The following is a 22,716-nucleotide window of genomic DNA, read 5'->3' as shown; positions in this document are numbered from 1 at the left end:
GGGGCAGGACCAAAGTAACGATATGGGGCGGGAGGTGCCCTTTTTCAGCGCTTTTATGCCCCTGTCAGGGCAGCTGCGTGGCCAGCAGCGGATTGCGTCCGGCGAGGACGATGCGGAAGCAGGCACCGCCGCCCGGCACCGATACGTAATCCAGGCTGGCGCCGTTGGAGCGGCTCAGCTCACGGGCGATATAGAGGCCAAGGCCGGTGCCGTGTTCGGAGGTGGTGAAGAACGGACGCCCCAGCTGCGCGGCGATCGCGTCCGGCACGCCGGGCCCACGGTCCAGCACTTCGATCACCGGCCGTCCGTCCAGTTCACTCACCGCGATGGTGACCCGGGCGGCTTCGCCCGGCAGGCGGCCGTAGTTGATCGCGTTCTGCACCAGGATGGTGAGGATCTGCTGCAGGTGGCCGGGATCGAACACTCCGATCAGCGGCTTCTGGCGGTCGTTGACCTGCAGGACGCCGTTTTCCGGTGTCATGGTGCGGGAGAATTCGTCGACGAAGCGGCGTGAGAAGGCCACCAGCTCCAGCTGCTCGCCCATGGCCCGCTCGCGCCGCGCCAGACCCAGTACGCTTTCCACAATGCCGTTGGTACGTTGGCACTGCTGGTGGATGATCTCGAGCAGGCGACGGTCGGTGTCCGGCAGGCTGGTGGATTCCTCCAGCAGCTGGACTGCGTAGTTGATCGCCGCCAGCGGGTTGCGGATTTCATGGGCCAGGCTGGCGGAAAAGCGGCCCATTGCAGACAGGGTCAGCGATTCCGCCCGGCGCGAGACCAGCGAGGCGTCGTCGAGGAACACAAGGACGGTGTCACTGTCGTTGAGCAGGCGGGTGAAGCGCGGCTGCACTTCCAGCCGCTCGCTGCCGTAACCCATCGGGGTGTCGTCCAGCGCGCCCGTGCGCAGCCATTCCTTGAGCCGGTCGGTCAGCTCGGGCGACAGATCCGACAGCGCGCGCCCCTCCAGGCCCTGTTCGGTTTCGCCATACAGCTGCGTCGCCGCTTCATTGGCCAGGCGCACGCGCCGGGTGGCGTCGACCATCAGCACCCCGGTGCGCATGCGGCGGATGATCAGCTCGTTGATCCCGGCCAGGTTCTCGGCCTCGGCGCCGCGCCGGTCCGCCAGGTCCTGGCTGGTGCGCAGGCGCTGTCCCAGCAGGAAAGTCAGCGTCACCATGGCAAAGAAGCTGAAGGTGAACATCAGCAGCTCGGCCAGCGGGCGATCGCCTGCGCTGCCATCCAGCCTGCTCCACACGAACTCCACCACCAGCGCCGCCGCGGCGAAGGCGGCCATGGCCAGTCCAGCCTGCAGGCGCAGGAACAGCGCCGCCGCGCCCAGGTTGAACACCAGCATCAGGGCCACGCCCGGTCCTGCCTGGGGAATGGCATGGGTGACCAGCGCGGCAACGATGATGTCGGTGCATACCCCCACCAGCGCTACTTCCGACATCCGCGTGTCGGTGCGGCGCGACCAGAAGAACAGCAGCATCGCGGCCGGCAGGTAGGCCAGGCACGCGGCGGTGGCCAGCGCGATATTGCGCGGCTCGCCGCTCAAAAACTCCCAAGGCCCAAATACCATCAGGGCGAGCAGGCTGGCTTCAAGCAGGCGGTAGAGCGCGAACAGGTACAGCTCGCGCCGCAGGACGCGCTGGGTATAGGCGGGTGGAGCGAAAATCGAGGGCAAGTGATGCGGCCGTCAGGATCCAGGGGCCGAGTATAGGCTCGCCGGTGAGGGCTCCGGCGACGCCCCGGCGAGGGGTGTTTTGCCCGCGCCAGCCGCATCGGCGAGAATATGTGGACCGGCCGCGCGCGGCATGCGCGGTGCGGCGCCCCGGGTCCGTGCGGACCTCCGGGGCGCATTTGACCCCTCCCACGCATGGATCCCACATGAATTTCCACGAATACCAGGCAAAACAACTGTTTGCCGATTACGGCATCGCAGTTCCCGCGGGGCGCATCGCGCGCTCTCCCGAAGAGGCCGTCGAGGCCGCCAAGGCTATCCCCGGCAATCTGTGGGTGGTCAAGGCGCAGATCCACGCGGGTGGCCGCGGCAAGGCAGGCGGCGTGAAGCTGGCCAAGACCCACGATGAAGTGCGCGAATACGCCAAGGCGATGCTCGGCACGAAGATGGCGACCTACCAGACCGCCGGCGTCGAGCTGCCGATCGATTCGGTGCTGATCTCCGAAGGCACCGATATCGCCAAGGAGCTGTACCTGTCGGTGCTGGTGGACCGTTCGACCCAGTCGATCACCTTCATCGCTTCCAGCGAAGGCGGCATGGACATCGAGCAGGTGGCCGCCGAGACGCCGGAGAAGATCCAGACCCTCAACGTCAACTACATCCAGGGTTTGCAGCCGTACCAATGCCGCGACCTGGGCTTCGCGCTCGGCCTGAACGCCAAGCAGGTCGGCCAGCTGTCGAAGATCATGATGGGGCTGTACAAGCTGTTCAACGAGAAGGACCTGGCGCTGGTTGAACTGAACCCGCTGGCCATCCTCACCGACGGCAGCCTGGCGGTGCTCGACGGCAAGGTCGACTCTGACGACAACGCCGCCTACCGCCACCCGGACCTGGTGGCCATGCGCGACATCCGCCAGGAAGACGAGACCGAGGTCGCCGCCAGCCAGCACGACCTGAACTACGTGACCATGGACGGCAACATCGGCTGCATGGTCAACGGCGCAGGCCTGGCCATGGCCACCATGGACGTGATCCAGCTGGAGGGCGGCTCGCCGGCCAACTTCCTCGATGTCGGCGGCGGCGCCACCAAGGAGCGGGTGACCGAGGCGTTCAAGCTGATCCTGTCGTCCGACGATGTGAAGGCGATCTTCGTCAACATCTTCGGCGGCATCGTGCGCTGCGACATGATCGCCGAGGGCATCATTGCCGCGGTCAAGGAAGTGGACGTCAAGGTGCCGGTGATCGTGCGCCTGGAGGGGACCAACGTGGACGCGGGCAAGGAGATGTTGAAGAACTCCGGCCTGGCGATCACCCCGGCCGACGACATCAACGACGGTGCCCGCAAGGCCGTCGCCGCAGCCAAGGCTGCCTGACCCCACTTCCAAGGATCCAATCGCAATGAGCGTTCTCGTCAATAAAAACACCAAGGTGATCGTGCAGGGCTTTACCGGCCAGCAGGGCACCTTCCACGCTGAGCAGATGCTCGAGTACGGCACCAAGGTTGTCGGCGGCGTGACCCCGGGCAAGGGCGGCAGCGAGCACCTGGGCCTGCCCGTGTTCAACACCGTGATCGATGCGGTCGAGGAAACCGGCGCCAACGCTTCGGTGATCTACGTGCCGCCGCCGTTCGCGGCCGACGCCATCCTGGAGGCCGCTGAAGCCGGCATCCAGGTGATCGTGTGCATCACCGAAGGCATCCCGGTGCTGGACATGCTGCGGGTCAAGCAGACCCTGAACCTGACCTACCCGGACACCGTGCTGGTGGGGCCGAACTGCCCCGGCATCATCACTCCGGGCGAGTGCAAGATCGGCATCATGCCGGGCCACATCCACCAGGCCGGCAAGGTGGCCATCGTGTCGCGTTCGGGCACGCTGACCTATGAAGCCGTGAAGCAGACCACCGACGCGGGCCTGGGCCAGTCGACGGTGATCGGCATCGGCGGCGACCCGATCCACGGCCTGAGCTTCATCGACTGCCTGAAGCTGTTCCAGGACGACGAGCAGACCGAAGGCATCATCATGGTCGGCGAGATCGGCGGCAGTGCCGAGGAAGAAGCGGCCGAGTACATCGCCGAGCACGTGACCAAGCCGGTGGTCGGCTTCATCGCCGGCGCCAGCGCCCCTCCGGGCAAGCGCATGGGCCACGCCGGTGCGATCGCATCGGGCGGTTCGGGCACGGCCGAAGGCAAGTTCGCCGCGCTGGAAAAGGCCGGCGTGACCACGGTCAAGTCGCCTGGCGACCTCGGCCCGGCGATCGCCAAGCTGCTCAACGGCTGATCTTCCAGCCAGCTGTGCAGATACAGGAAGGCCGCCCACTGGGCGGCCTTTTTTCATGCATGAATCCGCGTTGTTGTAGGAGCGGGCCACGCCCGCGAAGCCGCGTGACACATGGCATCACAACGTGGCATCGGTCACCGGATCGTGACCGACGCCACACCGCACGGTCCGGATTCACGCGGCTTCGCGCGCATGGCGCGCTCCTATGGACGGCGGAATCAACCGGACGAGGGGCCGAACGGACGTAACCGCCGGGCGGCCCGATCCGGTTATTTCAGCTTCGCGGCCTTGCGCAGCTCCTCGGCGCGGTCGGTCTTCTCCCAGGAGAAGGCGGTCGCGGTCGAGGAATGCTTTTCCACCTTGCCGTTCACCGTCTCTTCCCAGCGATAGGTGTGCTGGTACGGCTTGCGGCCGAAGTGGCCGTAGGCGGCGGTGGGCTGGTAGATCGGGTGGATCAGGTCGAGCATCTTGATGATGCCGTAGGGACGCAGGTCGAAGTGGGCGCGGATCAGCTTTTCGATCTGCTCATCCGGGATCCTGCCGGTGCCAAAGGTGGTGACCGAGATGGAGGTGGGCTCGGCCACGCCGATGGCATAGCTCACCTGCACCTCGCACCTGTCGGCCAGGCCGGCGGCGACCACGTTCTTGGCCACGTAGCGGGCGGCGTAGGCAGCCGAACGGTCAACCTTGGACGGGTCCTTGCCCGAGAACGCGCCGCCACCGTGGCGGGCCATGCCGCCGTAGGTGTCGACGATGATCTTGCGTCCGGTCAGGCCGGCGTCGCCCACCGGCCCGCCGATCTCGAACTTGCCGGTCGGGTTGATGTGCAGCGCCTTCTTCGGCAGCGCATCCAGCCACGCTTTGGGCAGCACCGGCTTGAGGATGTGCTCGCGCACGGCCTCCACCAGGTCCTTCTGCTTCACGCCCGGGGCGTGCTGGGTGGAGAGCACCACCGCATCCAGACCCACGATCTCGTTGCCGTCGTAGCGCAGGGTCACCTGGCTCTTGGCGTCCGGGCGCAGCCACGGCAGCGGCGAATTGCGCTTCTTGCGCACCTTGGCCTGCTGTTCGACCAGCCGGTGGCTGTAGTAGATCGGCGCGGGCATGTACTCGGGCGCCTCGTTGCAGGCATAGCCGAACATCAGGCCCTGGTCGCCGGCGCCCTGCATTTCCGGGTCCTTGCGGTCCACGCCCTGGGCGATGTGCTGGGACTGCTTGCCGATCAGGTTGAGTACGCCGCAGGTGTCGCCATCGAAGCCGACGTCGGAGCTGTCATAGCCGATATCGGTGATGACCTTGCGCACCAGCGCCTCCAGGTCCACCCAGGCCGAGGTCGTGACCTCGCCGGCGACGATTGCCACGCCGGTCTTGATCAGGGTCTCGCAGGCCACGCGGGCGCCCTTGTCCTGGGCCAGCATGGCGTCCAGAACGGCGTCGGAAATCTGGTCGGCGACCTTGTCCGGGTGGCCTTCAGATACCGACTCAGAGGTGAAGAGGTAGCTCGACATCGGCTGTATCCCTGTATTCGGATGGAAAGATGGCCGCGAATGATACTCTTCGCGTCCCTGCTTTGCATGATTGCCTGCTGATTGGACGGCGGCGTTAAACTGCGGCTCAACTGATCAGGCAAAAACAACGATGGCACAGATGGAAGACGGTTGCGTACCGATCGAAGAGGAAGACCTGGCGGCGCTGGAAACGCTTGCCGAAAGCTGGGCCATGGACCATGGCGGCATGCCGCTGGAGGCGCTGGACGGCTTGTTCTCCGCGCTCATGGTCGGCCCCGCTCCGGCCGCGGGGCCGGGAGACTACCTGCCGCTGGCGATGGGCGATGCGCGCCTGGGCGCCGAAGCCCTGCAGCAGGCACATGCGCTGCTGGCCCAGCTGTGGAGCCATGTGAAGTGGCGGGTAGCGCAGCCGCTTGCCGATGAGGACGACGAGTCGGAAGAGGCGATGCAGCGGGATTTCGAGCTGCTGCCCTTCCTCGGGCTTCCCGCGCCGGAACATGGCGAACTGGGGCCTGACGATGACCCGCTGGCCTCGGTGCCGCAGGATTTTCCGCTCGGTGCGCTGTGGGCGTCCGGTTTCCTCCAGGGCGTTGCCCTGCGCGCGGAAGGCTGGTCGGCGTGGGCCGCGGACGATGAGGATCTGGCCCGCGATCTTGAAGACCTGGCCCGCCTGACCCTGATCGATCCGGTCCAGGCCGGCGAGCTGGGCCTGGATTGGGAAGACCGTTTCGACTTCGATGAGCGCTGGGACCTGCTTTCTTCCGTCCCCGCCCTGCTGCAGGACCTCCATCTTGCGCAATTGCAGGAAGCACAGGTGCCAGTGCAGGGCAAGGCGCAGCCCGGCCGCAACGATCCCTGCCCCTGCGGCAGCGGACAGAAGTGGAAGAAGTGCTGCGGCGCCAGCGTGCATTGAGCCGGCCCCGGCGGGTGCCGTCCTACAATTAGGGCATGGATTCCCTGACCCAGATATTGCTTGGCGCATCGGTTGCCGCCGCGGTGGTGCCGGCGGCGCACCGCAGGGTGGCGATGACCGCAGGCGCGGTGCTCGGCACGCTGCCCGATCTGGATTCACTGCCGCTGCTGCTGTTGACCGACAACCCGGTCGCGCTGATGACATTGCATCGCGGCGCCAGCCATTCGCTGCTGGTGCTGCCGTTCGTGGCCTGGGCGATCTGGTGGTTCTTCCGGCGTCGCGGCGGTCGCGTTGCACAGGCGCCGCAGCGCTGGTTCTGGGCCATCCAGCTGGCGCTGGTAACCCATCCACTGTTGGATGCCTTCACCGTCTACGGCACCCAGCTGTGGTGGCCGCTGCCGGCACGCCCGGTGATGTGGTCGACGCTGTTCATCATCGATCCCGCTTACACGCTCTGGCTGCTGCTCGGCGCCGTGGTGGCCCTGTACGTCGGACCGCGCGCGCTGGGGCAGCGGGCGCTGGTGTTGGGCCTGGCCCTGAGTACGGTCTACCTGGGCTGGTCGCTGCTGGCCAAGAGCCTGGTGGAGCGCGAAGCCGAGCGCTCACTGGCGGCGATCGGCCTGCAGGACGCGCCCCGGTTCTCCGTGCCGATGCCACTCAATACGTTGCTGTGGCGGGTGGTTGCACTGACCCCGGACGGTTTCGTTGAAGGCGAGCGCTCGCTGGTGGCTGACAGCGGCCCGATCAGGTTCCACCATTACCCTTCCGACAACCGCGAGCTGGCGACCGCTGCCGGGCTGCCGGCCGTGCAGCGGCTGGCGTGGTTCAACCATGGCTTCATGAAGGCGCGGATCGAAGATGACCGGCTGCTATTGAGCGACCTGCGCATGGGAGCCGAGCCGGACTACAGCTTCACCTTCGTCGTTGCCGAACGGGATGGCGGAAACTGGCGTGCGATCCACCCCGAACAGCTGCCCATGCAGCTGCCGCAGGGAGGCCTCTCCGGACTCTGGGAGCGGATCTGGAATGATCCGGCTCGGTCGGATCCCGTGATGGCGCGGGACGGGGAGGCGCCGCGGGAAGCTCAGGCAACCGCTGACAACCCCGGAGCGACCCCGGCGGCCAGCGCGTCGAAATAGTCGCGGGTCAGGCGGATCTGAGCCTCCGCGGTTTCAGCCTGGTTGACCACTGCGCGGAAGGCGCGGTTCTCCGGACGGTCCTTGGCATACCAGCCCAGGTGCTTGCGGGCGATCCGGACCCCGGAATGTTCTCCGTAGAAGGCGTGCAGGGCCTGCAGATGCCCGATCAGCACGTCGCGCACTTCCTGCAGCGATGGCTCGGGCAGGCGCTCTCCGGTGGCCAGGTAGTGGGCGATCTCGCGGAAGATCCACGGGCGGCCCTGGGCCGCGCGGCCGATCATCAGCGCGTCGGTGCCGGTGCTCCGAAGTACCAGCGCCGCTTTCTCCGGCGAGTCGATGTCGCCGTTGGCGATCACCGGGATTGAAAGGTCCTGCCTGATCGCAGCGATGGTGTCGTATTCGGCCTCGCCTTTGTAGTGCTGGTCGCGGGTGCGCCCGTGCACTGCCAGCGCGGCAATGCCACTGTCCTGCGCGATTCGCGCAATCTGCGGCGCGTTGCGATGTTCCGTGTCCCAGCCGGTGCGGATCTTCAGCGTCACCGGCACATCAACCGCGCCCACCACGGCCTCCAGAATGCCGGCCACCAGCGCCTCATCGCGCATCAGCGCCGATCCGGCCCAGGCGCTGCACACCTTCTTGGCCGGACAGCCCATGTTGATATCGATGATCTGCGCGCCCTGACCGGCGTTGTGCCGCGCTGCCTCGGCCATCACCTGGGGCTGGGTGCCGGCGATCTGCACGCTCACCGGATCCGGCTCGCCGGCGTGGTCCATGCGCCGCAGGGATTTTTCCGTATGCCAGAGGCGCGGATCGCTGGTGGTCATTTCCGACACCGCCAACCCGGCCCCCAGCTGCTTGCACAGCTGCCGGAACGGCTTGTCGGTGACCCCCGCCATCGGGGCGAGGATCAGCCGGGGTGCAATGCGGTGGCTTCCGATCTGCATGGTGGAATTGTCGCCGATCCGGCCGCGGGCCGTGGCCAGGTTGGAGAGGGTCCGGTCAGGCGGCGTGCGTGGGGAAGCGCTGTCGTACCTGCTCGGCCGCAGGCATGGCAGCGGCGGCTCCGGCACGCTCGGTGGACAGGGCGGCGAAGCACGCGGCAAAGCGCACGTGGACGGCGAAAGGCTGCCCGTCGCTGCTGGCCAGCCCCGCGGCCAGCGACCCGTTGAAGGCGTCGCCGGCACCGGTGGTGTCCACGGTGGCGACGCGCTGGGCCGGCACCAGGTAGTGGCTGTCCACGTCGCCGTGCAGGCGGCCCGGCGGGTGTGAAACGAAGGCGCCCATCTCGCCCAGGGTCACCACCACGCTGCCGTGCGGCAGCAGGGCCCGGCACAGGGCATGTAGAGCCGCGGGCTGCAGCCCGGCGATGCTGTCCGGCTCGACAGCGCCATGGCCGTGCGCCTGCAGCAACGCGGAGAACTCGGTTTCGTTGGGGGTGATGAGGTCGGAGGCGGCCAACAGCTCTGCGCTCACCGGGGCGTTGGCGGGCGCGGGGTTGAGCATCGCCAAGCCGCCGCCTGCACGGACGCCCAGCAGGGCCGCAAGGATCGACGCGGGGGGGGATTCGAGCTGGGCAAGTACCACGCGCGCGGAGCGCAGGATCGCATCCTGTGCGCGCACGAACGAAACATCCAGCGCGGCGTTGGCGCCGGGGCCCATCACGATCGAGTTGCGACCCGCGACATCGGTATAGATCCCGGCCGTACCGGTGGGCGCGTCGGCCTGCAGCACGTGCAGGTCGATCCCGTCGGTCGCCGCCAGGTCCCTGGCCATGGTCCCGCCGGCATCGTCGCCCAGGGCGCAGATGAAGCTGGTGGCAGCGCCCGCACGCCGCGCTGCCACGGCCTGGTTGAAGCCCTTGCCGCCTGGCCCGGTGGTGTATTCACCCGCCAGGGTCTCGCCCGGCCGCGGCAGGCGCGGCGCATGCCAGACGTGATCGACGTTGAAGGAACCGACGACGGTGACGCGGGCGCTGCTCATGCAATCCCCAGGCTCAGGCCAGGTTGGTCAGAACGCCGGCAATGGTGGCGGTCATCATGGTCACGATGGAACCGCCGAGTACCGCGCGCAGTCCCAACTTGGCCAGTTCGGCGCGGCGGGTCGGTGCGATGCCGCCGATGCCTCCGATCTGGATCGCGATCGAGCTGAAGTTGGCAAAGCCGCACAGCGCGTAGGTGGCGATCAGGGTTCCCTGCGGTCCCAGGCTCACGCCATCCACGTTGCCGCGCAGGATCTCGCTCAGCTGCACATAGGCGACGAATTCGTTGAGCACCACTTTCGTGCCGATCAGTCCGCCAACCGTCGAGGCCTCGTGCCACGGCACGCCGATGATCCAGGCCAGCGGCGAGAGGAGGACGCCCAGCAGGGCGGACAGGTCGGTCGGTCGGCCCATCACCTGTTCAAGGCCGGTGGCCTGTCCCAGCCACACCAGCGGCGCGTTGAGCAGGGCAATCAGGGCAATGAAGGCCAGCAGCATTGCGCCCACGTTCAAGGCGAGCTTCAGGCCCTCGGCGGCGCCGGTGGCAGCGGCGTCGATCACGTTGGCAGTCGTGTGCTCCACCTCGATTCGTACCGAGCCCATGGTCAGCGGAGTTTCGGTCTCGGGCTTGAGGATCTTGGCGATCACGATGGTGGCCGGCGCCGCCATCACGCTGGCGGTGATCAGGTGACGGGCGAAATAGGCCTGCTGCACCGGATCGTCACCGCCGAGCAGGATCACGAAGGCGCCCAGCACCCCGCCGGCAATGGTGGCCATGCCCGACACCATCACGGTGAGCAGCTCGGACTGGGTCATCTGCGGCACGTAGGGGCGGATCACCAGCGGCGCTTCGGTCTGGCCGACGAATGTATTGGCACTGACCGCCAGGGTTTCCGCACCCGACACCCGCATCAGCCTGGTCATGCCCCAGGACATGGCCTCCACGATTTTCTGCATGACCCCGACGTGGTAGAGCACGCTCATCAGGCTGGCAAAGAAGATGATGGTCGGCAGCACCTGGAAGGCGAAGATGAAGCCGAAGCGCGAGGTGTCGGTGAAATCGCCGAAAATAAAGCTCGCGCCCTCGCCGGTGAAAGCCAACAAGCCGACGAAACCGCGGGAAATCGCCCCGATCACCGCGCCGAAGTAGGGCGCAGACAGGACCGTGGCGACCGCTGCCACCGGCAGCGCGGTCCGGCCGATGCGGACCACGCTGTCGGGCGCACCACCGGTACGGCGGGTGATGGATGCTGCCAGGATCAGCGCCGCGGTGATGACCCAGGCCGCAACCGCCAGCCGCGGCAGCCACAGCAACAGCGCGGGGCTGACCGAACCGAGCCAGCCGAGGAACCTGTCGCCCAGCAGCACCAGGGTGGCGAACACGATCTGCAGCACCAGCCCGGTGCCCACCAGCGACCACGACACCCGGCGCTTGTTGTCGGAGAACAGCCAGGTGATTCCCACCAGCACAGCCAGCCCCACCAGGCCGAAGCCGACCCGCATCAAACCTTCCATCGTTGCCCCTGGGCACGCAGTCAATCGGGCAGGTTAGGCGAGGGAGGGCAGCACGGCAATATCGACCATTGCCGGAAAGACTGGAATTCAGCCGTCGCGGGCCAGTACCCGGTTGCGTCCGGCCAGCTTGGCCTGCTGCAGTCGCCGATCCGCCGAACGCAGCAGGGCCGAGGTGGAGGCCCCGTCCTGGGGCCAGGCCGCCAGCCCCGCGCTGAACGAGAGCCAATGCGGATCCGTGCCGCGTCCAGACAGGAATGGACGTTCATTGAGCTGAAGCCGCATGCGGTCCAGCCGCTCCCATGCGCTGCCGATCGGCGAGGCGAGCAGCAGCACGAACTCCTGGCCTCCGATCCGGGCCAGGTGCTCGTTTTCCTCCAGCATCTGCTCAAGCTGGGCGGCGACCTGGCGGATCGCGCGGTCGCCGCTCTGGTGCCCGGCTTCGTCGTTGATGCGGCGGAAGCTGTCCAGGTCCAGCAGGGCCAGGCTAAGCGAAGCGCCGCTGCCGCGGGCCGATTCGAAGATCCGCGGCATGCTCTGCAACAGCCACGCGCGGTTGGGCAGTCCGGTCAGCCCGTCACGGCCGGACATCTCCACCAGCCGCTGCATGCGGTAGACGATGGTGGCGATGACCACGGTCACCAGCAGCAGCAGGACCACCCGCTGCATCTGACCGCCGATGGATGCGGTGCCGTAGTCCACCGACACCAGCAGCTCGGCCGGGGTCACGGCAAAGATCAGCCCGGCCAGCAGCGCGTACTGCACCGTGGCCAGGGCGCCGATGTACAGCGTCAGGCGGCCGTCATGGCGCAGCGCGGTGAGCAGGATCGCAATGACATAGAAGCACCACACCACCAGACTGCCCGTGCCAGCCACCGGATCGCGGAACGCGAGGGCGGCCAGGACGCAGCTGGTGGCGGTGACATCCCAGATGCTGCTGGCCAGGGGCAGCCAGCGGTGCCGGCGCGCGTTGCGGGCCAGGGCCAGCCACACCTGGGCAAAAATGTTGGCCACTACGGCCGCGGCCAAGCCGATCATCGCTTCGTGCACGGTGCCGCCGCCAAGCAGCAGCAGCGCAGGCAGCAGCAGCGCAATCGCACAGCCGATCGCCCGCACCCGGGCCACCAGCAGTTCCCCGTCGGCGCCCATTTCCAGCGCGAGCTGGTCCGGTCGTGCCAGCAGCTCGCTGATGATCCTGGATGGCGCTTTGGCCATATCGCGCATGCCGATGCAGCTCCCTTTCCCCCGCGGAGCATAGCGCGACAAGATTCGGCGTCAGCACACGGGTTGACAGGCAAATGAGAATCATTACCATCACTTGCCCCAGCCCACTGGAACTGTCCGATGCTTTCCGTCCCCTCATGTGACGAAAACCCGGGTTCCGGCTCCACCGGAGCCGACGCGCGCAGCCCCTCCCACGCCGCCCCGGGCGCGTCCGAGCTCGACAGCGCCCGTCTGCTGCAGGGCCAGCGCGAAGTGCTCATCCGCCATGGCGGCGAGTGCTACCGCTTGCGCCATACCCGTAACGACAAGTTGATCCTGACCAAGTAACCGCGGGGCACCGCTCCGGTGCCCCGATTCCAAGGCCCGCCCGCCCTCCGGTTTCCCCGGACGCCAGCTGCCGCCCGCGATTGATCCATGCGAGCCTGCAATGCGTCCGAGTCGTCTGTTCCTTGCCTTTTGCGCGGTCCTGTCCGCGTCTGCCGCCGCCGTTGAGCCCGAAGGCGGGGCCGACGCGGCCGCGGCCGCCGTGGCCACCGATTTCCACCGGGTGGTGGTAACCGCTACCCGCACCGCGCGCGCAATCGCCGACGTGCCCAATACCGTTGACGTGATCGATCGCGAACGCATGGACGCGCAGATGGTGCGCGACCTGAGGGATCTGTTCCGCTACGAACCCGGGGTGACGGTGACCGGTTCATACGGCCGCTTCGGCATCGGTGACATCCGCATCCGCGGCCTGGGAGGAAACCGGGTCCGGATCCTCACCGACGGCGTGCCGGTGCCAGACGCGTTCGAGATCGGCAGTTTTTCCAACGCCAACCGCAACTTCGTCGACATGGACACGCTCAAGCGGGTCGAAGTGGTGCGTGGGCCGGGCAGTTCGCTGTACGGCTCGGATGCGCTGGGCGGGGTGGTGGCATTCGTGACCCGGGACCCAGCTGATTACCTGCAGCCAGGCAGGGATGCACACCTTGGTTTCAGGCTCGGGGCGGAGAGCGACTGGGATGGCTTCTCTGCCGGCGCCACCGCCGCACTGGGAGGAGAGCGCTGGTCCGGACTGTTGGTGATGGGCCACCGCCAGGGTCGGGAGACGGACAACATGGGCGAGGACGAGAGCAGTGGCCCTGCCCGCACCGCGCCCAATCCGCAGCATCGCGATGGGCGCAGCGTGCTTGGCAAGCTGGTGTTCGAGCCGGGTGCAGGCCAGCGTTTCCGGCTCACCGTGGAAGGCAATGAAGACGCTGCCGACACCAACATGCTCAGCATGCAGGGAGTGCAGGGCCTCACCGGCGCGGACAACGTTGCCGTTCGTGCCAATGACCACCAGACCCGCGCCCGGGTCGCCCTGGCACACGAGGTGGACCTGCCCGGTGCGGCGTTCGCCGACGCGCTGGATTGGCAGATCTACCGCCAGGACAGCGAAACCACCCAGGACACCGTGGAGGAGCGGATCACGGCCGGCGGGGTGTCGGAACGGCGGGATCGCAGCTTCAATTTCGACCAGCGGGCGTACGGGCTGCAGGCCAATTTCAGGAAATCGGTTGCAGGCGTCGGCTCGAGTCACGAGCTGGCCTGGGGCATCGAAGTGTCGCGTACCCACACCCGGCAGAAACGCGACGGCCTGGTGACCAACCTCGCCACCGGGAGCACCAGCAACGCCATGTTGCCGGACGTGTTTCCGGTGCGTGACTTCCCGCCCAGCACCACGACCACGTACGCGCTGTACGCCCAGGATGAAATCATCTTCGGCGCCGGTGGATTCCGCCTGGTGCCCGGGCTGCGGGTTGACCACTACGAACTGCGCCCGGAAGTCGACGCGATCTTTGCCGGTGACAACCCCGGGGTGCAGGTCAGCGGTCTGACGCGTACCCAGGTGTCACCCAAGCTGGGCGCCGTATGGAAGCCGGCGGCTGGCTGGTCGCTCTTTGCCAGCTATGCGGGGGGCTTTCGGGCGCCGCCCTACAGCGACGTCAATATCGGCTTCACCAACGTCATGTTCGGCTACACCGCGATCGCCAACCCGGACCTGAGGCCGGAGACCAGCGATGGTTTCGAGGCCGGTGTCCGCTATGCGGGCCAGGCCGTCTACGCCGGATTGACCGGCTATCACAACCGCTATGAGGACTTCATCGAATCGTTCCGCTTCGTCGGCTTCAACGACGAGGGCCTGATGGTGTTCCAGTCGCAGAATGTATCCGAGGCGCGGATACGCGGCGTGGAAATCAAGGCCGGCGTGGACTTCGGTGCGCTGTCGCCGGCGTGGCAGGGCTGGACCCTGCGCGGTGCGGCGGCCTGGTCGCGCGGCGAGGACCGCACCGCCGGCGTGCCGCTGGATTCGATAGATCCCGCCACCGCCTCCGTCGGTGTCGGGTATGAGCGCGAGCCGTGGGGTGCGGAACTGGCAGCGCGGATGGTGGCCCGCAAGGACCGCGTCTCCGACCCACAGCTGTACCGAACCCCGGGCCACGCCGTGCTCGACCTCTACGCCCATTGGAATTTCGCCCCCGGCCTGCGCGTGGACGCCGGTGTGCGCAACCTGGCCGACCGCAGGTACTGGTCGACCGGAGACCTGCCGCTGGCCCTGGCGACCAGCGGCGTACTCGATCGCTTCACCTCACCGGGCCGCAGTTTTGCGGTCAGCGTATCGGTGGAGCTTTGACCTCATGCCATCCAACCCCACGAGGAATTTTTCAATGAGACCCGAATCCATGTTCAAACTGGCGCTGCTGCCGCTGCTTTTCTGCGGCATGGCCGTTGCCTCCGAACCCCTGCCGCCTGATCCGGTGCGCGACCACGAAGCGATCGTCGCCATGCAGGGCGAATACAAGGTGAGCTTCGCCTTTGACGAAACGGTGCTGCTGGCCGACGGCTACGAACGCATGGAGCCGCAGCGCAGCGGCGGCAGCGAAGTGGTGTATGTGATCGAAGACACGCCAGGGAAAGTAATGCTGCAGCACCTGCTGGTTGATCCGCGCAGCGGCCACGTCACCAAGCATTGGCGCCAGGACTGGATCTACGAGGCGCCGCAACGCTTCGAGTTCACCGCTGACCAGACCTGGGAAGTCCGGGACATCCCGGCGGAGGCCACCGATGGCGCCTGGACCCAGTGCGTGTACGAGGTCAACGACGCGCCGCGCTACTGCGGCACCGGGCGCTGGAACCACCGCTACGGCGTATCCACCTGGACCTCGGACCGGACCTGGCGTCCGCTGCCGCGGCGCGAGTACACCAAACGCGATGACTACAACGCGCTCAACGTCGAGAACCGCCACACCATCGTGCCCGGCGGCTGGACCCATGAGCAGGACAACACCAAGGTGGTGCGCGCGGCCGACGGCAGCACGCGCACGCTGGCGCGCGAGGTGGGATTCAATGATTACCGCTCGACGGAGGAGGTCGATTTCAGTCCGGCACGCGAATACTGGGACGCCACCAGCGGCTACTGGGCCCGGGTGCGCGCGCGCTGGGACGCGCTGCTGTCGCAGCCGCCGGGATTGCGGATGAAGACCGGGGTGGACGGCATGGAGATGATCATCCCGCTGTTCGAGCAGGCCGAGCGCGTCGTTGCAGGCGAGCGGATCGACGACGGCCAGATCGACGCCGAGTTCTCCGAATGGGTGGAGCCGGCCAGCGCGCCCGCCGGCGATCAGTCGGCTGCGCGGTGACGGGCCGTCGACTCGCCCTATACTCCGACGACCGCCAGCGGGGCGGAAACAAGGGGAGAAGAATCGATGGGGGCAACCGGATTCTTGGCGGTCGTGCTGTTGGTGGCCGGCGTCATTGTGCTGTTCAAGACCGTGCGCATGGTGCCGCAGGGCTATGAGTGGACCGTCGAGCGCTTCGGCAAATACACCCACACCATGGACCCGGGGCTGCACTTCCTGATCCCGGTCGTGTACGGAGTCGGCCGCAAGATCAACATGATGGAGCAGGTGCTGGACGTTCCCAGCCAGGACGTGATCACCAAGGACAACGCGGTGGTGCGGGTGGACGGGGTGGTATTTTTCCAGGTGCTGGACGCAGCCAAGGCCGCCTACGAGGTGGCCAACCTGGAAATAGCCACGATCGCCCTGGTGCAGACCAACATCCGTACGGTGATCGGCTCAATGGATCTGGACGAGTCGCTCTCCAACCGCGAAAAGATCAACGCCCAGCTGCTGGACGTGGTGGACCACGCCACCAACCCCTGGGGCATCAAGGTCACCCGCATCGAAATCCGGGACATCCAGCCGCCGCGCGACCTTGTGGATTCGATGGCCAGGCAGATGAAGGCCGAGCGCGAGCGCCGCGCGGTGATCCTGGAGGCCGAAGGCCACCGCCAGTCCGAAATCCTGCGCGCCGAGGGTGAGAAGCAGGCCGCGATCCTGGAGGCTGAAGGCCAGAAGGAATCCTCGTTCCGCGAAGCCGAGGCGCGCGAGCGGCTGGCGGAAGCGGAAGCCAGGGCGACGCAGCTGGTTTCCGACGCGATCGCCCAGGGCGATGTACAGGCGATCAACTATTTCATTGCCCAGAAATACGTGGAAGCTTTCGAGAAGCTGGCCACTGCGCCCAACCAGAAATTCGTGCTGATGCCGATGGAGGCCTCCGGAATCATCGGCTCGATCGCCGGTATCGCCGAGATTGCGCGCGAGGCGCTGGGCAAGCAGCAGGACGCGACCCAGGCGCGGGTTGCCACGCGGCGGGAAGGCTGACCGTGCGCTGGGAGGTGATGGTCTGGGGCGCGGTGGCCCTGCTGCTGTTTGCCGCCGAGGCCCTGGCGCCGGGCGCCTTCATGCTGTGGATGGGGTTCGCCGCCGCTGCGGTATTCGTAGCGGTGCTGGTGGTGCCAGGCATTCCCCTGCTGGCCCAGGTGGCTGCCTTCGTGGTGCTGAGCTTCGTTTCGATCCAGATCTACCGGAAGTGGTTCCGGCACCGGGCGCGCGAGAGCGATCGGCCCACGCTCAACCGGCGTGCCGCCCAGCACGTGGGCCGGGTGGTAGCGCTGGAGACGGGCATCGTGGCCGGCCGCGGCAGGGTCAAGATCGGCGATGCATTCTGGGTGGTGGAAGGCCCGGATCTGCCCGCGGGCGTGGCCGTGCGCGTAGTGGGCACCGATGGAGTGGGCCTGCAGGTGGAGCCGGCGGAACACGCGGCCGGGTAAAGGCCCCCGATGGGGGCCAGGGCCGCCCGGCGGCGGCGTATCTGGGATAATGCCGGGCTCCGCCCACACAACAACAGGTGCGCCATGCTCCGCAAGACCGTCCTCAACCAAACCCACCGCGCCCTCGGCGCGAAAATGGTCGACTTCGGCGGTTGGGACATGCCGCTCAACTACGGCTCGCAGATCGAGGAGCACCACCAGGTGCGCCGCGCGGCCGGCATGTTCGATGTCAGCCACATGGCGGTGATCGACCTGTTCGGGCCGCAGGCGCGCGAATTCCTGGAACGCCTGTTTGCCAACTCGATCAACAAGCTGAAGAAGTCGGGCCGCGCGCTGTACACCTGCATGCTCAACGAGCAGGGCGGGGTGATCGACGACGTGATCGTGTACCTGCTGGACGACAACCGCTACCGGATGGTGGCCAACGCCAGCACCCGCGACAAGGACCTGGCCTGGATCGGCAAGCAGGTGCAGGGCCTGGACGTGGAGGTGCGCGAGCGTACCGAGCTGGCGGTGATCGCCGTGCAGGGTCCGCAGGCACGTGATGCCGTTATCGGCCTGCTGGCCGAGGCCGACCGTGAGGCCATCACCGGGCTCGGCCGTTTCGCGGCGCTTGAGGCCACCGCGCTCAGCGGTGCGCGGTTGTTCATCGCCCGCACCGGTTACACCGGCGAGGACGGCTTTGAAGTGATGCTGCCCGAGGACGACGCAGTGGCGTTCTGGAGCGCACTGGTGGAAGCCGGGGTGAAGCCGGCCGGCCTGGCTGCCCGCGACACGCTGCGCCTGGAAGCTGGCATGAACCTCTACGGCCAGGACATGGACGAGGAAGTGACCCCGTACGTGGCCGGGCTCGGCTGGACCGTCTCGCTGGATGAAGGGCGTGACTTCATCGGCCGCAAGGCGCTCGAGGAGCAGCAGTCGCAGGGCGTGCCGCAGCAGCTGATCGGCTTGGTGATGGACGATCGCGGCGTACTGCGCCACGGACAGCGCGTGCTGACCGAAGCGGGCGAGGGACTGATCCTGTCCGGGACGTTCTCTCCCACCATCGGCAAGGCCATTGCGTTCGCGCGCGTGCCCGCCGGCGAGCCGGGCCAGGTGCACGTCGACCTGCGCGGACGTGAAGTCCCGGTGCGCACCGTCCGTTTTCCATTCGTCCGGGAAGGCAAAGTCCAGCCCGGCATCGAGCAGTAATGCGCACGGCCCCGCTGCCCGGCAGGGCGGCTCGGGGCTACACTAGACCCGTTCCTTTTCCCACACACAAACCGATCCGGAGCCAACCATGAGCGAGATCCCAGGCGATCTGAAATTCCTCAAGTCCCACGAGTGGGCACGCGTCGAAGAAGGCGGCAAGGTCACGGTTGGCATTTCAGAGCACGCGCAGGAGTCGCTGGGTGATCTGGTGTACGTCGACCTGCCCGAAGTTGGTGACACCGTCGAGGCCGGCGGCGCCGTAGCCGTTGTGGAGTCGGTCAAGGCCGCCTCCGACATCTACACGCCGGTGTCCGGCACCATCGTGGCGGTCAACGAAGACCTCTCCGACAAGCCCGAGACCATCAACGAGGACGCCTTTGGCAATGGCTGGATCTTCGTGGTCCAGGCGGACAGCCTGGACCCGATCAAAGAGATGCTTGATCCGGATGCCTACACTGCTCAGCTGGACGACTGAGCAGCAGTCTTCCATATCAGGCAGCTGCCAAGGCAGCCAGCCAAAGTTCCTGCGAATGCCGGCCAAGTGCCGGCATTCGCGTCTTCGGGGTTCGCGCAATTGCGGCGCAAACCGGCTTGTGCAATGCAGGAACCGGCCGTTGAACGTGACCGCATGGCAACCGCCAATGCGTGCCCATGTCACCGATGCACACACGCGTCCATGGCCTGGGCAGGCAGCGACCAGGGTTGGCGATGGCGAAGGCGGGTGTCTTCAAAAACACCTTGTAAACAAGGCTTTTGTGATGTGACGTCGTTGATGCTGCAGGTGCCGTGCTCAAGTGGAATGAGCAGCATGCATCCCTTGCTGAGGCCTTGTGCACTCCTTTGCCGCCTGCCTTTCATCATCGTTGATGCTTGCAGGTGTTGACAGTCGAAATGGCCGTGATTAGGTTTCGCCCAAGCAGGCAATGGCTGCAACAGACGAGTGACAGGCATCAACGCGAACGGAGCCGGGACAGTCAGACCTTCCGCCATCAGCTTCAAATCGGTGGGAGCGGGCTTCGTCTCCCTCAAGGACCATTTCCTGATCTGCATCACACCCGTGGCGTATTGCGCTGCGGGTGTTTTTCATTCTGCATCCGCATGCCGGATTGTCGGCAGTCAGTTCCAAGGCACCCAGCAACTGGGCCGCAGGTAGCAAGGCGAAGTTCAACGACGAGGAGAGCCATCACATGGCCACGAAGAAAGCTGCAAAGAAGCGCGCCGCCACCAAAAAGGCGGCCAAGAAAGTAACGGCGAAGAGTGCGGTCGCCAAGAAGGCGGCCAGCAAGGTTGCCAGGAAGGTGGCGAAGAAGACTGCAGCCAAAAAAGTGGCCAAGAAGGCCGTAGCCAAGAAGGCTGTCGCCAAGAAGGCTGTCGCCAAGAAGAGCACTGCCAAGAAAGCGGCGAAGAAAGTAGCCAGGAAGGTGGCAACCAAGAAGGTCGCAGCCAAGAAGGTCGCGGCCAAGAAAGCAACGAAGAAGGTCGCCAAAAAGGTTGCTGCAAAGAAGGTCGTGAAGAAGGTCGCCAAGAAGGCAGCGGCAAAGAAGGTCGCCAAGAAGGCAGCGGCAAAGAAGGTCGCAAAAAAGGTCGCAAAGAAAGCGACGAAGAAGGTAGCCAAGAAGGTCGCGAAGAAGGTCGCGAAGAAGGCTGCAACCAGGAAGGTCGCCAAGAAGGCAGCTGCCAAGAAGGCCACCAAAAAAGTCGCCAGGAAGGCTGCGACGAAAAAGGTAGCCAAGAAGGCGGCGAAGAAGGCGGCCAGCAAAGCCGTGAGCAAGGTTGCCAAGAAGGCCGCGGCCAAGAAGGCGACGACAAAGGTTGCGAAGAAAGTCGCTAAAAAGGCAGTGAAGAAAGCCGGACCGGCCCGCGCTGCCAAGAAGGCGGTTTCGCCGCCGCGCGTAATCCAGGACGCGCCCAAGCCCTTGATGTAAGGGCTGCGGTCGGGCGGGACGCGCTCAAGCTCCCTCTCCGCATACCCAGGCGGAGAGGGAGCTTTTTTATGGGTGCGGGATGGGCAGCATCACCAGACGAAGCCGGTGAACAGCCGGATGATCAGTAAGGCTCGGCGTGTGAGACCGTGGCGGAAGCGCCGCCACCCGACTGCGGATCTTCGCTGCCGTAGCGGGTATCCGTATCGGCGTCAGCGTCGGGATCGTAGTCGTAGTCGATCGCCAGCCAGCGCTGGTTGGACAGGCCGATGGCGCGATCCAGGATGGTTGGCATCAGGCCCGAGGGCAGCGAGCTGCCGCTGTTCCACAGGATCACCACCCCGATGTCGCGCTCCGGCAGGATCGCCATCGCCCCGCGGTAACCCTGCACCGCACCGCCGTGGAACACCATGCGATGGCCGGAGTAATCGTAGATCCGCCAGCCCAGGCCGTAGCCGGCGGCGTTGAGCCGCTGCTGGCGCCAGGAACCGCTGCGCCCGCGCATTTCACCCGGGGTGCCAACGATGGGCGCATGCAGGGTGGACAGCAGCGGGGCCGGGAGTACGTCGGGCCGGTAGCCCATGTGGGCGATCAGCCACTGGGCCATGTCTGAAATGCTGGCGTTGACACCCGCCGCCGGAGCCACCCGGTAATAGGTGGGTTTGGGCGTGAGTGAGGTCCAGCCGCGGCCTGCACGCACGTGAGGCTTGGCCCAGCGCGGACTGTTCTGGATCCCGTCCAGGCCATAGCTGGCATCGTGCATGCCGAGCGGCTTGAACAGCCGGCGCGAAACCGCTTCGCTGAAGAACTGGCCCGAGGTGGCAAACACCACATCGCCCACCAGGCTGAAGGCGACGTTCTGATAGCCATAGCAGTCGCCGGGCTCGCAGGTCATCGGAGCCTGCGACAGCTTCTGTACCAGGGCGTTGTATTCGGCGCCGCGTTCGATGTCGCGATCATAGGTATGCCGGCCGAGGCCGACCCGGTGGCTGAGCACATCGGCCACGGTGATCTTCTCGGCCGCGCCGGGGTTGGACATGCGCAGGCCGGGCAGGTAGTCCACCACCCGGCTGTCCCAGCGCATCGCGCCCTCGGACACCAGCATGCCGGCGATGGTGCCGGCAAAGGACTTGGACAGCGAAGCCAGGCGGAATACGGTGTGTGAATCCACAGGCTCGGCCGCCTTGACATCGGTAATGCCGTAGCCGCGCGCGCTCAATACTTGCCCGTTGTGGACGATGGCCATCGCCAGACCGGGTACGCGCTGGCCCTCGACCAGGGCGTCGGCCATGGCTTCGAACTCGCGTACGTCGAAACCTTCCGCCAGTGGCAGGCGCTCTTCAGGCGGCGGCATCTGCGCGGGCCGGCCATCGGTCGGAGCCGGGAAGGCCGACATGGTTTCCGGAAATGGCGCGACGCTCTCCACCGGCGTCTGCGCGGCGGTGCCAAGCGCGAGCGGCATCAACATGCCGATCAGTCCCAGCTGCCAGGCCGAATGGGCGGACCAGCGGTTCCGGCGTGTCTTCACTTTCATCGGGTCTATCCCCTGCGTATGCTTGCCTGCAGAACGATCATAAGCGCGTCAAAATCCATTTGCATGAATAAGGGGAGCTTTGATGGGTAGCACATTGATTATCCTGGTATTACTTGGCGCGATCGCAGTGGTTGTCCTGTGGGGTGTGGGCATCTACAACGGCCTGGTGACCGCCCGCAACGCATTTAAGAACGCCTTCGCCCAGATTGATGTGCAGCTGCAGCGCCGGTTTGACCTGATCCCCAACCTGGTGGAAACCGCGCGCGCCTACATGGGTCATGAGCGCGAGACGCTGGAGGCGGTGACCGCCGCCCGCACCGCGGCGCAGTCGGGCCTGGCCGCAGCCAAGGCGAACCCGGGCGATCCGGAAGCCATGGCTACCCTGGCCGCCACCCAGGGCCAGCTCAACGGCGTGCTTGGCCGGCTGATGATGGTGGCCGAGGCCTACCCGGACCTGAAGGCCAACCAGAACATGATGCAGCTGACCGAAGAGCTGACCAGCACCGAGAACCGGGTCGCGTTTGCGCGTCAGGCCTATAACGATTCGGTGATGGCCTACAACAACAAGCGCGAAGTGTTTCCCTCCAGTGTGGTCGCCGGTATGTTCAATTTCGCCGCGGCGGCGTTGCTTGATATCCCGGCCGATCGCGCCGAGGTGCGTGAGGCGCCCAAGGTGCAGTTCTGACGAGCCGGGGTC

19 protein-coding genes and 3 pseudogenes are annotated in these 22,716 nt (G+C 66.3%); 13 read left to right on the top strand and 9 right to left on the bottom strand.

Annotated features, from left to right (window positions below; all coding sequences use genetic code 11):
* Positions 1–64: 64 nt before the first annotated feature.
* Positions 65–1,684, bottom strand: coding sequence for a sensor histidine kinase (locus ACW7G3_RS10785; protein WP_456982750.1), 1,620 nt, complete (start codon positions 1,682–1,684; stop codon positions 65–67).
* 203 nt (positions 1,685–1,887) lie between these two features.
* Here ACW7G3_RS10785 and sucC point away from each other — a divergent pair, with 203 nt between their 5' ends.
* The gene (gene sucC / locus ACW7G3_RS10780) at positions 1,888–3,054 is read left to right on the top strand and encodes an ADP-forming succinate--CoA ligase subunit beta (protein ID WP_456982749.1); all 1,167 of its coding nucleotides are present in this window, start codon (positions 1,888–1,890) and stop codon (positions 3,052–3,054) included.
* Between the two features lie 25 nt (positions 3,055–3,079).
* Positions 3,080–3,958, top strand: a complete 879-nt coding sequence (gene sucD, locus ACW7G3_RS10775; protein ID WP_456973242.1) for a succinate--CoA ligase subunit alpha — start codon at positions 3,080–3,082, stop codon at positions 3,956–3,958.
* Positions 3,959–4,227: 269 nt separating this feature from the next.
* Here sucD and metK read toward each other — a convergent pair whose 3' ends face one another.
* Positions 4,228–5,466 carry a methionine adenosyltransferase gene (metK, locus tag ACW7G3_RS10770; RefSeq protein ID WP_456973247.1) on the bottom strand — a complete coding sequence of 413 codons (1,239 nt, stop codon included), beginning with the start codon at positions 5,464–5,466 and terminating at the stop codon, positions 4,228–4,230.
* A gap of 130 nt (positions 5,467–5,596) precedes the next feature.
* On the opposite strand from metK, the gene ACW7G3_RS10765 reads away from it, so the two are divergent.
* Positions 5,597–6,379: a UPF0149 family protein gene (locus tag ACW7G3_RS10765; protein ID WP_456973249.1), complete on the top strand. Its 783-nt coding sequence runs from the start codon at positions 5,597–5,599 to the stop codon at positions 6,377–6,379.
* Between the two features lie 35 nt (positions 6,380–6,414).
* The gene (locus tag ACW7G3_RS10760) at positions 6,415–7,518 is read left to right on the top strand and encodes a metal-dependent hydrolase (protein WP_456982748.1); all 1,104 of its coding nucleotides are present in this window, start codon (positions 6,415–6,417) and stop codon (positions 7,516–7,518) included.
* Here ACW7G3_RS10760 and dusB read toward each other — a convergent pair.
* From dusB to ACW7G3_RS10735, 5 genes and pseudogenes are all read right to left on the bottom strand, one after another.
* Positions 7,464–8,462 carry a tRNA dihydrouridine synthase DusB gene (gene dusB / locus ACW7G3_RS10755; RefSeq protein WP_456982747.1) on the bottom strand — a complete coding sequence of 333 codons (999 nt, stop codon included), beginning with the start codon at positions 8,460–8,462 and terminating at the stop codon, positions 7,464–7,466. The two genes, ACW7G3_RS10760 and dusB, sit on opposite strands and share 55 nt — an antisense overlap.
* Positions 8,463–8,517: 55 nt before the next feature.
* Positions 8,518–9,498 (bottom strand): ribokinase, encoded by a 981-nt coding sequence (locus ACW7G3_RS10750; RefSeq protein ID WP_456982746.1) that lies wholly within the window; start codon positions 9,496–9,498, stop codon positions 8,518–8,520.
* A gap of 13 nt (positions 9,499–9,511) precedes the next feature.
* Positions 9,512–10,687 (bottom strand): annotated as a pseudogene (locus ACW7G3_RS10745) (NupC/NupG family nucleoside CNT transporter); the annotation flags it as partial.
* 168 nt (positions 10,688–10,855) lie between these two features.
* A pseudogene (locus tag ACW7G3_RS10740) lies at positions 10,856–11,011 on the bottom strand (Na+ dependent nucleoside transporter N-terminal domain-containing protein); the annotation flags it as partial.
* 87 nt (positions 11,012–11,098) lie between these two features.
* Complete coding sequence (locus ACW7G3_RS10735) at positions 11,099–12,223, bottom strand: GGDEF domain-containing protein (RefSeq protein WP_456982745.1); 1,125 nt, start codon at positions 12,221–12,223, stop codon at positions 11,099–11,101.
* Positions 12,224–12,454: 231 nt separating this feature from the next.
* Between ACW7G3_RS10735 and hemP the strand changes: the two are divergent.
* From hemP to gcvH, 7 genes and pseudogenes are all read left to right on the top strand, one after another.
* Positions 12,455–12,559: pseudogene (hemP, locus tag ACW7G3_RS10730) on the top strand (hemin uptake protein HemP); the annotation flags it as partial.
* Positions 12,560–12,659: 100 nt separating this feature from the next.
* Entirely contained in the window at positions 12,660–14,891 is a 2,232-nt protein-coding gene (locus tag ACW7G3_RS10725) for a TonB-dependent hemoglobin/transferrin/lactoferrin family receptor (RefSeq protein ID WP_456982744.1), read from the top strand.
* Positions 14,892–14,925: 34 nt separating this feature from the next.
* Positions 14,926–15,897: a DUF6607 family protein gene (locus ACW7G3_RS10720; RefSeq protein WP_456982743.1), complete on the top strand. Its 972-nt coding sequence runs from the start codon at positions 14,926–14,928 to the stop codon at positions 15,895–15,897.
* Positions 15,898–15,963: 66 nt separating this feature from the next.
* Positions 15,964–16,923 (top strand): SPFH domain-containing protein, encoded by a 960-nt coding sequence (locus ACW7G3_RS10715; RefSeq protein ID WP_456982742.1) that lies wholly within the window; start codon positions 15,964–15,966, stop codon positions 16,921–16,923.
* A gap of 2 nt (positions 16,924–16,925) precedes the next feature.
* Positions 16,926–17,372: an NfeD family protein gene (locus ACW7G3_RS10710; RefSeq protein ID WP_456973265.1), complete on the top strand. Its 447-nt coding sequence runs from the start codon at positions 16,926–16,928 to the stop codon at positions 17,370–17,372.
* A gap of 84 nt (positions 17,373–17,456) precedes the next feature.
* Complete coding sequence (gcvT, locus tag ACW7G3_RS10705; RefSeq protein WP_456973267.1) at positions 17,457–18,563, top strand: glycine cleavage system aminomethyltransferase GcvT; 1,107 nt, start codon at positions 17,457–17,459, stop codon at positions 18,561–18,563.
* A gap of 88 nt (positions 18,564–18,651) precedes the next feature.
* Positions 18,652–19,038, top strand: a complete 387-nt coding sequence (gene gcvH / locus ACW7G3_RS10700) for a glycine cleavage system protein GcvH (protein WP_456973270.1) — start codon at positions 18,652–18,654, stop codon at positions 19,036–19,038.
* A gap of 179 nt (positions 19,039–19,217) precedes the next feature.
* Here gcvH and ACW7G3_RS10695 read toward each other — a convergent pair whose 3' ends face one another.
* Entirely contained in the window at positions 19,218–19,592 is a 375-nt protein-coding gene (locus ACW7G3_RS10695; protein ID WP_456973272.1) for a hypothetical protein, read from the bottom strand.
* Between the two features lie 158 nt (positions 19,593–19,750).
* Here ACW7G3_RS10695 and ACW7G3_RS10690 point away from each other — a divergent pair, with 158 nt between their 5' ends.
* Positions 19,751–20,488, top strand: coding sequence for a hypothetical protein (locus ACW7G3_RS10690; protein WP_456982741.1), 738 nt, complete (start codon positions 19,751–19,753; stop codon positions 20,486–20,488).
* Positions 20,489–20,609: 121 nt separating this feature from the next.
* Here the strand turns inward: ACW7G3_RS10690 and ACW7G3_RS10685 are convergent, their stop codons facing one another.
* The gene (locus ACW7G3_RS10685; protein WP_456973276.1) at positions 20,610–22,019 is read right to left on the bottom strand and encodes a serine hydrolase domain-containing protein; all 1,410 of its coding nucleotides are present in this window, start codon (positions 22,017–22,019) and stop codon (positions 20,610–20,612) included.
* A gap of 82 nt (positions 22,020–22,101) precedes the next feature.
* On the opposite strand from ACW7G3_RS10685, the gene ACW7G3_RS10680 reads away from it, so the two are divergent.
* Complete coding sequence (locus ACW7G3_RS10680; RefSeq protein ID WP_456973278.1) at positions 22,102–22,704, top strand: LemA family protein; 603 nt, start codon at positions 22,102–22,104, stop codon at positions 22,702–22,704.
* Positions 22,705–22,716: the final 12 nt, after the last annotated feature.

It is taken from the genome of Luteimonas sp. A478 (assembly GCF_054052025.1).
This window is presented reverse-complemented; position numbering and strand designations above follow the sequence as displayed.